11 protein-coding genes and 1 other annotated feature are annotated in these 12,828 nt (G+C 36.4%); of the genes, 9 read left to right on the top strand and 2 right to left on the bottom strand.

Going from position 1 to position 12,828, the window contains the following annotated elements; translation table 11 throughout:
* The first annotated feature begins 101 nt into the window (after positions 1 to 101).
* The gene (locus tag H9632_RS04230; RefSeq protein ID WP_191702861.1) at positions 102 to 3,059 is read left to right on the top strand and encodes an amino acid adenylation domain-containing protein; all 2,958 of its coding nucleotides are present in this window, start codon (positions 102 to 104) and stop codon (positions 3,057 to 3,059) included.
* Between the two features lie 63 nt (positions 3,060 to 3,122).
* A complete protein-coding gene (locus H9632_RS04225) occupies positions 3,123 to 3,647 on the top strand; it encodes a 4'-phosphopantetheinyl transferase family protein (RefSeq protein WP_191702860.1) in 525 nt (174 codons plus the stop codon).
* Positions 3,648 to 3,722: 75 nt separating this feature from the next.
* Here H9632_RS04225 and H9632_RS04220 read toward each other — a convergent pair whose 3' ends face one another.
* The gene (locus tag H9632_RS04220) at positions 3,723 to 4,175 is read right to left on the bottom strand and encodes a CoxG family protein (protein ID WP_191702859.1); all 453 of its coding nucleotides are present in this window, start codon (positions 4,173 to 4,175) and stop codon (positions 3,723 to 3,725) included.
* Positions 4,176 to 4,472: 297 nt separating this feature from the next.
* On the opposite strand from H9632_RS04220, the gene argF reads away from it, so the two are divergent.
* A complete protein-coding gene (argF, locus tag H9632_RS04215) occupies positions 4,473 to 5,438 on the top strand; it encodes an ornithine carbamoyltransferase (protein ID WP_191702858.1) in 966 nt (321 codons plus the stop codon).
* Between the two features lie 275 nt (positions 5,439 to 5,713).
* On the opposite strand, the gene sspI is transcribed toward argF, so the two are convergent.
* Positions 5,714 to 5,923: a small acid-soluble spore protein SspI gene (gene sspI / locus H9632_RS04210; RefSeq protein WP_191702857.1), complete on the bottom strand. Its 210-nt coding sequence runs from the start codon at positions 5,921 to 5,923 to the stop codon at positions 5,714 to 5,716.
* Positions 5,924 to 6,051: 128 nt separating this feature from the next.
* Between sspI and H9632_RS04205 the strand changes: the two genes are divergently transcribed.
* The 6 genes from H9632_RS04205 (at position 6,052) to pheS (ending at position 12,821) form a co-directional block, all read left to right on the top strand.
* Positions 6,052 to 6,813, top strand: a complete 762-nt coding sequence (locus H9632_RS04205; protein ID WP_191702856.1) for a TrmH family RNA methyltransferase — start codon at positions 6,052 to 6,054, stop codon at positions 6,811 to 6,813.
* Positions 6,814 to 7,425: 612 nt separating this feature from the next.
* Positions 7,426 to 8,313, top strand: a complete 888-nt coding sequence (qoxA, locus tag H9632_RS04200) for a cytochrome aa3 quinol oxidase subunit II (RefSeq protein WP_191702855.1) — start codon at positions 7,426 to 7,428, stop codon at positions 8,311 to 8,313.
* 37 nt (positions 8,314 to 8,350) lie between these two features.
* A complete protein-coding gene (gene qoxB / locus H9632_RS04195) occupies positions 8,351 to 10,315 on the top strand; it encodes a cytochrome aa3 quinol oxidase subunit I (protein ID WP_191702854.1) in 1,965 nt (654 codons plus the stop codon).
* The gene (locus H9632_RS04190; protein WP_191702853.1) at positions 10,315 to 10,914 is read left to right on the top strand and encodes a cytochrome (ubi)quinol oxidase subunit III; all 600 of its coding nucleotides are present in this window, start codon (positions 10,315 to 10,317) and stop codon (positions 10,912 to 10,914) included. Before qoxB ends, H9632_RS04190 begins: the two co-directional genes overlap by 1 nt.
* A 3-nt stretch (positions 10,915 to 10,917) precedes the next feature.
* Positions 10,918 to 11,199, top strand: a complete 282-nt coding sequence (qoxD, locus tag H9632_RS04185) for a cytochrome aa3 quinol oxidase subunit IV (RefSeq protein WP_191700527.1) — start codon at positions 10,918 to 10,920, stop codon at positions 11,197 to 11,199.
* 68 nt (positions 11,200 to 11,267) lie between these two features.
* Positions 11,268 to 11,497, top strand: a binding site (T-box leader).
* Between the two features lie 286 nt (positions 11,498 to 11,783).
* Positions 11,784 to 12,821, top strand: coding sequence for a phenylalanine--tRNA ligase subunit alpha (pheS, locus tag H9632_RS04180; protein WP_191702852.1), 1,038 nt, complete (start codon positions 11,784 to 11,786; stop codon positions 12,819 to 12,821).
* The last annotated feature ends 7 nt before the right edge of the window (positions 12,822 to 12,828 follow it).

Raw genomic sequence — 12,828 nt, 5'->3', positions numbered from 1 at the left:
GCATATTAAATTTCAGAGGAGGCATTTGAAAGTTAAATGCCTCCTTAATTAGTTTATATAGGTGAATGAATACATATATTTTTGGAAAGGATGATAAGTTAATGGATACTATTTTACATAAATTTAATGAAATTGTTTTAAAGCAAGGGGATGCAATTGCTTTAAAGGAGAGAAACCGTCAACTGTCATTTACTGAATTGGATAATGAGTCCAATAAAGTAGCTCGTTATTTAATCGACAATGGTTTTGAAAAGGGTGGCTTTGTAGCAATTTATTTAAAAAGAAGCGTCGATACGGTTGTTTCATTATTAGGTATTATAAAAGCTGGTGGAGTGTATGTTTCTTTAGATCCATCTCACCCAAATGAGCGAAACAGCTATATTATAGAAGATATTAATACTTCATTTATTATTACAAATGCGGGTGCAGAGCAAAATCTAAGTTTCTTACAGCATAATCCCTCAATGAATATTTTGCAGTTAGAAAAAATCTATGCCAATAAATCAGCCGATTTATTTGGAGATGTAAATGATCGAGTGGAAGATCCGTGCTATACAATCTTCACATCAGGTACAACTGGTAAGCCAAAAGGAACTTTAATTCGCCAAAAGGGAATTTTAAACTTAGTGGATTATATGCAAAAAGATTGGCAAGTAAATGACCAGGATAGAATATTACAATTTGCTACATATAGCTTTGACGCGTCTGTATTAGATACATTTTTATCATTATTAACCGGTTCAATGCTTTATTTAATAGATGACGAAGAACGAATGGCTGAAAGTAATTTTCTTAACGTTGTAAAAAATGAAGGGATTACTATTATTCCGGTATTACCGACTGTTTTCTTTAATCGAATTGTAAATCATTTAACAGAAGAAAATTCAGATTTATTTACCTCTGTAAAACTAGTCGGTGTTGGTGGAGAATTATTAACAGGTGACTTGGCAAGAAAATTCAAATCATTTGTTGGTGATAAAACGAGATTCTTCAATTTATACGGTCCTACTGAAATTACAGTCATGGCAACAGCTTATGAAGTTCCAAAGGACCTTTCAAATGATGTCTATAGTGTTCCGATTGGTAAGCAATTACCAGGTAATAAAGTCTACATAGTCAATGAGGATGGAAAACAATGTGAAGTAAATGAAGTGGGTGAGCTATGGGTAGCTTCTGTCGGGATTTCCTTAGGTTACTTACATAATGAAGAAAAGACAAAAGAAGTATTTGTTCAAAATCCTTTTGATTCCAATATTTATGAAGGAATCGTTTATAAAACAGGGGACCTTGTAAAGCAATTGGCTGATGGTAACATTGAATTCGTTTCACGTAAGGATACGCAAGTTAAAATCCGTGGACATCGAATTGAAATAGCTGAAATTGAAACGAAGATGAATGAAATTGATGGAGTAAATAATGCAGTTGTAGTCGTTGAAAAAGAAGAAGATGATCAAATATTAAAGGCCTTTTTCACTTCTACCGATCATATTGATCATTCATCCATTATCGAGATATTAAAGGCAGATTTGCCGAGCTATATGCTTCCGGCTAAGTTGAAGCAACTGGAAGATATTCCATTTGCACCAACAGGTAAAGTGGATAGAAAAGCACTGGAGAAAATTGAAGCTGATCGTGTGTCTTTGATGGGTTCAAGAGAAATAATTGCACCGCGCAATAAAGTAGAAAGCGACCTTGTTGCTGTATGGCAAAAAGTACTGAAAATTGATTCGGTTAGTGTAAACGATAATTTATTTGATATTGGTGGACATTCGTTAAAGGTTATTGAAATTTTAGCTCATGTAAAACAGACATATCCTGCATTGACGATTAAAGATTTTTTCGATTTAAAAACAATAGAAAATTTAGCTGAAAAAGTAATCAAAACTTCAGTAAATAAAGAAGTTGAATTTAATGGGGAGTTTACGAAGTTAACAGAATGGCCGATAATGTCAATCAAAGAAAAAGTAATGCCAGTGAATAGAGTATTGGTTACAGGAGCTACCGGATTTTTAGGTAGTCATATTGCCAAAAAATTGCTGGATGAAGGGAAAGAAGTAGTTTTACTTGTCCGTGGAGAAAACGCCGAGCAACGAGTATATGAAACAATGCAAAAATACTTCAATTGTAATATGCATTCTCTTATTACGGTTATTAGCGGGGACTTAACTAAACAATTTTTAGGTTTATCGAAAGAGGTCTTTACAGAGCTGGCCAACAAAATCGATGCCATTATCCATTCAGCAGCAGATGTAAGACACTTTGGAAATCGGGAACATTTTGAAAAAGTGAATGTACAAGGTACTAAAAATATATTTGAACTAGTAAGTATAAATTCAGATATCACGTTCCACCATATTTCAACAGTAGGCGTTGTACAGGATCTATTAATAGAAGGAAAATGGAATGACGTGAAATATATGTCAGAGATCCCTGAAGATTTACAGCTGGATAGTGTTTATACAGATACGAAAATGAAGGCTGAAAAATGGATTTTGGACCAAGCAAAAACAGGTAAACAAGTATTCGTATACCGAATGGGTAACTTAGCAGGACGCTACAGTGATGGACATTTCCAAAGCAATATAGATGAAAATGCATTTTATCGAATGTTAAAGCTGATGATTTTAGTGAATAAAGCGCCAAATGTACAATGGATGGTAGATTTCACGCCAATTGATTTTGCAGCAGATGTAGTAGTGAAATCAGCATTGACAGCTGAGCATGCTGTTCGTGTATATCATGTTTGTCACCCAAATCCGATTCCGTTTGCACAATTCGTTTCAATATTAAATGAACTGGATTTATCAATAGAAATGGTCGAGAAATCATTTTATGAAGACTATATTTTAAGTGGCAATATGAGTGAAGAAATAAAAAATCTAGCCGTTGCACAATTAGATGGCGACGGAGCAAATGATACTAACGCAATTTTTGATAGCCAACAAACGATGCAGCTACTAAAAATTGAACATTTACCTAAAATAGAAAAAGAGTACATCGGTAAATTAATTCAATATGCTTCAGAACAGCAATTTATTAAAGTAGCTGTATACGCATAATCACAAGGGATGTATTAAAAGTCAAAAACTTTTAATACATCCCTTTTTAGGAGAATTTATGTTATGAAAGTATATTTGGAAAATAAGTGGAAGACAAAAGTGGATTCTAACAGCCCAAAAGAAATATGGGCGACCGAATTAATAAAAGACCGGTTAGGTAATGTGGCCATTCAAAAAGATTCAAATGGGAAGCCTTTTATTTTAAATTCTTCTTCTTTTATAAATTGGTCACATAATGATGATACGTTAATTTATGTATTAAGCGAGCAAGGTAAAGTAGGCATAGATATAGAAAAAGATGATTTAATCTATAATGAACATTTGTATTCTTGGATTTTGCATAAAGATGAAATACAAAAAATAAAAGAAGGAACTACATTTTCTGAGATTTGGACGAGGAAAGAAGCCATATTGAAATGTACGGGAGAAGGTATTAATGAAAACATGGCTCATTTCAGTAGTTATCAAAAGATGAGATTCACTGTAAAGACTATTTTTATGAATAATCTATGTATTAGTATATGCAGTGAATTTGATGAGAAAATTGAATTTTTAATGGATTATACAATATCCTCTAGCATAGAGTAATTGAAGTTAACGTAAAAAACATTAATTTTCTCGGAAGGAAAAAATTAATGTTTTTATTTTACCCACATCCTCTAGTTACTTTACGCTATGTAACTCAGTGAGCTTTGTTTCAATAGAATTGATTAAATCTTTTGTTGCTTGCGGTACGAAGGTTTCTAAAACAGAGTTAATCATTATGCCCATAAATCCACCTGCAGATAGATCCAAGCTACCCGTCACTTGCACAGAATCACTACTGTTTTCAGAAAGCTTAAAGTAGCCACTGCCTTCAAAGTTATCGGAAAGCCCTTTTAAGTCGAATTTCACTTCAGACAGCTCAGTGAATTCTTTCATATCAACCTGAAGCTTAATCGTCTTTTTCGTAAAGCCTAAATCTGCTAAGTAAATCCACGTAAACTGTGATTCATTTTGTACTTCATGCGCAATATAACCCGGCATTAAAGGTGCCCAATTATTATAATCCTTTAAAAAGTCCCATGTAACTTGATTAGATAACGGTAAATTAACTGTATGTGTAGCATTTGGCATAATGATTCCTCCTTATAATTCTTTACTATCGTTTTAAGTGAATTTCCACAAAAAAACAACTCTTTAAAATATTATGCTTAAAAGTTAATGGAAATTCAATGGTAAATTAATAATTTTCTACCTGTAAAACACAAAATTGTCGTTTAAGTAATTTTTTCGTCATAACCGTCTAGATAGTGAATATGTATAATTATTGAATAATTTAATTAATTATAAAAATTTATATTAATTCGCTTGATTTAATAAATATGCATATGTATAATGAAAATCAAGATAAAGCTTACAGAGGTGTGTTATATGAAATTATTGGAAGAGGTTCAATTGAAGCCTGTTGAAAGTCTGAAGGGAAAAGACTTATTAACACTACTTGATTATACAAGTGAGGAAGTAAAGCAATTACTTGAGCTTGCTACACAACTGAAAACAGTTACTAAAGCGGGGAAATGTCCACGTCTACTAGAAGGTAAGACACTTGGCATGATTTTTGAAAAAAGCTCCACTCGTACTCGTGTATCCTTCGAGGTTGGCATGATACAGTTAGGTGGATATGGAATGTATATGAATGCGCGTGATATGCAAATAGGGCGTGGGGAACCAATATCAGATACAGGGCAAGTATTGTCTGGGTATTTGGATGGTATTATGATTCGTGCTAATTCCCATGCGATGGTTGAAGAGTTAGCTGAGTATGCTACAGTACCGGTTATTAACGGTTTAACAGATCTCGATCATCCTTGTCAGGCATTGGCGGACCTTGAAACAATTGCTGAAAATAAAGGCGAGCTAAAAGGATTGAAAATAGCGTACATTGGTGATGGCAATAACGTGGCGCATGCGCTTATCGTTGCTGCTGCGCATGTTGGAATGCATGTATCTGTTGCGACTCCAGTAGGGTATGAATGTAATGAAAGTATTATCGAAAAAGCGCAATACATTGCTTCCCAAAATGGGGGGACAGTATTCGTAACGAATGACCCAGTAGAAGCAGTAACTAATGCTGATGCCATATATGCAGATGTATGGACTTCAATGGGTCAAGAAGAGGAAACGGAAAAACGATTAAAAGACTTTACTGGTTATCAAATAAATGATGCACTAGTTGCGCATGCTAAGCCAGATTATATGTTCTTGCATTGTTTACCGGCACACCGTGAGGAAGAAGTTGCGACATCAGTTATTGATGGACCAAATTCCTATATATTTGAGCAAGCGGAAAATCGTTTACATGCTCAAAAAGCAGTTTTAGTATCTTTATTAGCTTAAAGATCAAGTAGAGGGTGTACTGCGGGTTGTAGGCACATCTGCTTCCATACAGATTTGCAAGCAGGTAGAGCGAGCAAATTATGTAGTAGTCCAATACGAATCATAACGGGAGACGCTGTGACGATTTATAGCAGGATTACAGGTGATGTATGTATTCAAGATGGAATGCTTCATCGCTACATAGTAAAAGCAATCTGGGAGACGCCAGATTGCTTTTTGTTTGTATAAAAAAATGTAAACATCACTTTATATACTAGCAATGGAACATACTAATTTTAATTAACAAATTGTTGGGCCAATTTTTGGGTGAATTCATTACGTTCATTTTCACTTGCGCTCTTCCACCATGTTTCTAAAAATACTCCTAGTCCAGGCAATAAATGTTCCTCACCTCGTGCAATTGCATCATTAACAATATCCTGAAATTCTGCTGCATCAGAACCCATTACGTTTGCAGTAATAGCTTGCCGAATCTGAAAATCCATATGAATATGAAACCTCCTTTTCCCATACTTTGTACCAATTTATCAACTTTATACATTGCATCGCGGTATAGATTACGAAAAATTTATGATAGAATGTAAATTCGAGTACTGAAAAAGGACGGGAAATTATGAAAAGAATTGAATCAACACAAAATGGTCTAGTGAAGCATTGGAAAAAGCTTGTTACTCAGCGTAAAGAGCGGGAAAAAACAGAAGAATATATAGTAGAAGGATTCCACTTAGTAGAAGAAGCTTTAAAGCACAAAGAGCAAATCGTTCAAGTTATTGTTCGAGAAGGCGTTGATTTGCCGTTATTATGGGCGATTGACGATGTGACATTAGTATATGTTAACGATGCAGTTGCAAAGGAAATTGCAGAAACTGAAAAATCCCAAGGTGTATTTGCACATTGTAAACAGCGCCCTATTCCGCAGGATGAACAATATGATTGGCGCAAAGTGCTCTTAGTGGACGCAGTACAGGATCCTGGTAATATAGGAACAATGATTCGAACTGCTGATGCAGCGGGAATAGATGCAGTCATTTTAGGAAAAGGATGTGTCGATGCTTTTAATCCAAAATCATTGCGTTCTGCACAAGGCTCACATTTTCATATTCCAGTTATCCGAGGGGACTTAATGGAATGGATTGAAAATTTACAAGCGGATGGTGTTCGTGTATACGGTACTTCATTAGAAGAATCGATATCCTATAGAGAAATTGAAAAAAGTGATGCATTCGCACTAATAGTAGGGAATGAAGGGAGCGGTATAAATCCGCAAATTTTGGCTAAGACAGACCAAAATGTAATTATTCCGATTCTAGGTGGTGCAGAATCTTTAAACGTAGCTGTAGCTACCGGGATTTTATTATATGCTTTTGTAAAATAAAACAAAAAAATATACAGGGGTTTCATAGAATCTTCACACCTATGAAACCCCTGTATTTTGGTATTTACAGGCAGTTTTATGTAAATAAATCCAGTAAAATAGGGCAAATGGATTTTTCTGATTAGTCCCAAAAGAATTACTTCATTATGTTCATAGAAATGTCATTTTTGAAATCGAACAGTTTATTTGCTCGCAATTACGCGGTTTTACTGTGTTTTTCGACATTATTTTAAAATACTAATAAATAAAGGTGCGAAAATAGTAAGAAATAAGGTTTTTTTCCAATTTGATGTTTTGACACTTATTTGTTGTTTCACTAAAATCTAAGTAGGTTAGACAAGCGCTTTAAATTTCCGCACGAAAAATAAAAATATAATGCTTTCGAAAATTTTGTGCAAACTGTTAATTATGGACTTCAATCTAAAATTCCAACTTGGTAATGATGGATTGGGGGATTATCCATTGTATTTAACACTATATGCATAGTGTTAAAAGTTGTAAGTGAATTTATTCAATTGAATTGCACTATTTTCACTATTTTATTTTCGCTCTCAGATGAAAGCGCTTAAGCAAGATCTAACAAGCTTTATTTAATTGGAAAGGAGTCCAACTATGAAAGTAAATATGAAGGGAACATTACTCTCTTTCATGGGACTAGGAGCTATTTTATTAGCAGGCTGTAACGACAAGTTAGCAGTACTTGATCCTAAAGGTCCTCAAGCTCAAAGACAAGCCGACGACACAATGTTATTAATTTATTTGATGTCAGGGATTGTTCTAACAGTATTAGCAATTATGGTATTTATGTTAGTTAAGTACCGCGCTTCAAAACAAAGTCCAGATTATGAGCCACCGCACATTCACGGTCACTGGCTTGTAGAAACAATTATGATTGGTATTCCTGTAATTATCGTTATTTTCTTATCGTTCGTATCTGTTAAGAGTAACTATATTGTAGAAAATGTTCCTCAAGCATACGAAGATCAGGAACCATTAGTAATTTATGCTTCATCATCCAACTGGAAATGGCATTTCAGCTACCCAGAGCAAGGAATTGAAACAGTAAACTACTTATACATTCCTGCTGGACGAGCAATTGAATTTAAACTATATTCTTACGGTCCAATTACAAGTTTCTGGATTCCACAACTTGGTGGTCAGAAATACGCGATGGCAGACATGGTAACAACTTTACATTTAGCTGCTGATAACCCAGGCGAATTCTGGGGACGTAACGCGAACTTCTCAGGTCGTGGTACAGCAGAAAATATATTTGATGTAACGGCCTTAACGCAAGCAGAATTTGACGAGTGGGTAACAGAAGTTCATGAAACGGCTGCACCTCTAACAGAAGAAAAGTTTGAAGAATTATTGGAGCCAGGTCATCTTGGTAAGTCAACTTACACAGGTACTCATTTAGAGTTCTCACCAGCTCCTGAACACAACCACGATTCTTCAGATGAAGATGAAAAAGAAGAAGAGGATCACTCTTCACATTAATTTTTGAAAGTAAGCACTTTTGAAAGGAGTAACTACTATGTCGGAATTTTTTGCACAGTTTGCAGTTCCACACCCAAGTACCTTGATTTATATCGCAATGGCTTCAATAGTTTTAGGAAGTATCGCGTTAGTAGCTGTTGTTACTTACTTTAAATTATGGGGTTACTTATGGCGTGAATGGATTACAACTGTTGACCATAAAAAAATCGGTATCATGTATTTAATCGTCGCTTTAGTAATGCTATTCCGCGGCGGTGTCGATGCCGTAATGATGCGTTTACAGTTAGCTGTTCCAGAAAACAGCTTCTTAGATGCACAACACTATAACGAAGTATTTACAACTCACGGGGTAGTAATGATTTTATTCATGGCAATGCCATTCATTACTTTCTTCTTTAACTATTTAGTACCATTACAAATCGGGGCACGTGACGTTGCGTTCCCACGTTTAAACAACTTAGCATTCTGGTTATTCTTCATGGGTATGGGATTATTTAATATCTCATTCATTATCGGTGGATCACCTGATTCTGGATGGACTTCTTATTTCCCATTAGCGGGTAATGAGTTCAGTACATCCGTTGGTACAAACTACTACATGCTCTCGCTGCAAATCGCGGGTCTTGGTACGTTATTGACAGGTATTAACTTCATAACGACAATCTTTAAAATGCGTGCACCAGGTATGACATTATTCAAAATGCCAATGTTCACTTGGTCAGCACTTATTGCAAACTTAATTATCGTATTTGCATTCCCAGTATTAACAGTAGCTTTAGCTATGGGTACGATGGATCGTCTATTCGATACTAAGTTCTTTGCTATCGGAGACGGTGGTATGGACATGCTTTGGGCCAACCTATTCTGGGTTTGGGGTCACCCTGAAGTATATATTTTAATCTTACCGGCATTCGGTATTTTCTCTGAAGTTATTTCGACATTCTCACGTCGTAATTTATATGGCTATAACTCAATGGTATGGTCAATGATCGTTATTTCAGTATTCTCGTTCGCTGTATGGACTCACCATTTCTTTACAATGGGTCAAGGTGCATTCACGAACTCGATTTTCTCAATTACAACAATGGCTATCGCCATCCCAACTGGGGTTAAGATTTTCAACTGGTTATTCACAATGTATAAAGGGAAAATTGAGATGACAACGCCGATGTTATATGCGATGCACTTCATTCCTTTATTTACATTAGGTGGGGTAACAGGTGTTATGCTTGCGATGTCAGCAGCTGACTACCAATACCACAACACAATGTTCTTAGTAGCTCACTTCCATAACGTGATCATTCCTGGTGTTGTTTATGCGATGTTAGCAGGTTTAACGTTCTACTGGCCAAAAATGTTTGGTTTCATGTTAAATGAGCGTATCGGTAAAGCAACAGTTTGGGTAATGTCTACAGGTTTCGTACTAGCGTTCATTCCAATGTACATTACTGGTTTAGATGGTCAAGCTCGTCGTATGTACACATATTCAGAATCAACAGGTTTCAGCATGTTAAACATGTTATCATTCGTTGGTGCTGGTATTATGTCTGTTTCATTCTTAATGCTTGTATGGAATATTTGGTACAGTTTCAAAAACTCTCCACGCGACATCGGTTCAGATCCATGGGATGCACGTGGTCTTGAGTGGGCGACACATACGCCAATTCCACACTATAACTTTGCAATTACTCCAGACGTAACTGATTCAACTTCAGAAGCATTCTGGGATTCTAAGAAAAATGGCACGAAGTTATTCAAAGGTGAAATTAAAGATATTCACATGCCAAATAACTCAGGTCAAACATTTATATTATCAGTATTCTTCTTCATCGGTGGTTTCGCTCTAGTATTCAGTATGTTTACTTTAGCAATCATCAGCTTAATCGGTATTTTAGCTTGTATGGGTTACCGTTCTATGGAGGACGACCATGGCTATCATATCCACAAACATGAAGTGGAAGAAACAGAAAAAAGCTATGACAAAAAAGGAGGTGCGAAATAATGGGTAAAGTAAATAACAATGTTCCTTTAGAGTATTCTACTGAAGAAAATAGCTTAAAAATCTTTGGTTTTTGGACTTTCCTAGGTGCGGAGATTATGTTATTCGGAACATTATTCGCATCGTACTTCACGCTAGTGGATCGTACAGGTAACGGTCCAACTGCTGCGGAAATTTTCGAAATTACTCCAGTATTAGCAGAGACATTCATCCTGTTAACATCAAGTTTTACAATTGGTTTAGCCATACATGCCATGCGTCTAGGTAGTAAAAAAGCGACGTTGACATTTATGGGGATTACATTACTACTTGGTGCGGCATTCTTAGGTGTAGAGATTTATGAATTCGTACACTATGCACATGTAGGTGCAGGTATTACTGTAAGTGCCTTCACTTCAATTTTATTAACAACTTTAGGAACTCATGGTCTTCACGTAACGTTCGGTTTATTCTGGGGTATCTTCCTTATGATTCAAATCGCTAAACGTGGTCTGACTTCTGTAACAGCGGGTAAAGCATTCGTATTCTCACTTTACTGGCACTTCCTAGATGTAGTTTGGATCTTCATCTTCAGTTTCATTTACTTGAAAGGAATGATGTAATCTATGGCAAAGTTCTTTCCAATAGGCCAAATTATGGGCTTCGTATTTTCACTGATTTTAACAGTGATTGCAATGCTTGTTTACTTCACAGATATGTCATTCACAACTGGAATGATCATCCTGTTAGTAACAGCATTCATTCAGGCAGGTTTACAGTTCATGGTATTCATGCATGCTGGTGAAACAGAAGACAAATGGGCTATCTACTCAAACATCATTTACGGTATTGGTTTAATTGTACTTACTATTTTAGGTACATTGTTAATTCTAATCTGGGATATGTAATCGTTAAAATTTCTCCAGCTAGTTGAAAAGTATTCAGTAATACATTAAACTAGGTGGAGAATATATTACGAAATGCTTTGACCGGGAAGAGTAGGTATACAACATTTGTTTTAGGGAATGCAAGCCAATGACTGAAAGCTTGCTAACAAATTGTATAGTGAAGTTCACCCCGCGAGCAGCATCCGGGATCCACTTGTGGTGAAAGGATTGCCGGCTAGACATAGTCGTTAGCTCCAATGAAGTGATTGCTTAACGCAATAACTAGGGTGGTACCGCGAAACTCGTCCTCGTCCCTTTCTTAGGGGACGAGGTTTTTTTATTTTCAAAAATGTAAATAAAGTTGTAAATTTGATTATTTATTAACACAAACTAGTTGATTGGAGTGGAGGTTCGACTCCTGCGGGAATAGCGTGACAGTGCTTCTGCGGTGGCCGCAATAAATTGCCGCCATCCTCGGCGCAAAGAATTAGAGACAAACAAGTTTGACTCTAATTCTTGCCCGCGGAAAGCGTAACCGCAACGGAAATCAACGTATTCAAAGGCAGAACATTATTTGCAAAACTTAATAAGGAGGACTTTGTAAAATGGAACAACAATTAAAGCAATTAGAACAAGAAGCATTAGCCAAAATTACTGATGCTGGCGATTTAAAAGCATTAAACGAAGTTCGTGTTGCGTACTTAGGTAAAAAAGGACCAATCACGGATCTTTTAAAAGGAATGGGGAAACTTTCAGCTGAAGAACGCCCGAAAATGGGTGCCCTTGTGAACACCGTACGCGAAAATGTAACAGCTGAGCTTGAGAAAAAGGTAGCTGCATTAGAAGAGGCGGCAATTTTAGCACAGCTTGAAAACGAATCAATCGATGTAACATTACCAGGTGCAAAAGTACGTGCAGGAAACCGCCATCTTTTAACACGCGTAATTGAAGAAATTGAAGATTTATTCCTAGGAATGGGATACGAAATTGTAGAAGGTCCGGAAGTAGAAAAAGACTACTATAATTTTGAAGCGATGAACTTGCCTAAAGGTCATCCAGCTCGGGATATGCAGGATTCATTCTACATTTCAGAAGAAACATTATTACGTACACATACTTCACCAGTACAGGCACGTACGATGGAAGCCAAAAAAGGCGAGCCGATTCGTGTAATTTGTCCAGGTAAAGTATTCCGTCGTGATACAGACGATGCAACACATTCTCATCAATTCATGCAAATTGAAGGTCTTGTAATTGGTGAAAATATTCGCATGTCAGATCTTAAAGGTACTTTGGATGCCCTTGCGAAAAGAATGTTCGGTGCAGAACGCGAAATTCGTTTACGTCCATCATTCTTCCCATTCACAGAGCCATCTGTAGAAGTGGACGTATCTTGTCATAAATGCTCAGGTAAAGGCTGTAACGTATGTAAACAAACAGGCTGGATCGAAATTTTAGGTGCCGGTATGGTACATCCGAACGTACTTGAAATGGCTGGATATGATTCAACGGTTGTTTCAGGTTTCGCATTCGGAATCGGTGCCGAGCGTATCGCAATGTTAAAATACGGTGTGGATGATATTCGTCATTTCTATACAAATGACACGCGCTTCTTATCACAATTCCACCAGGCAGAAGTGTAAGAAGGAG

The organism is Solibacillus merdavium (assembly GCF_014836935.1).
GTDB classification, from domain to species: Bacteria; Bacillota; Bacilli; order Bacillales_A; family Planococcaceae; genus Solibacillus; species Solibacillus ferritrahens.
This window is presented reverse-complemented; position numbering and strand designations above follow the sequence as displayed.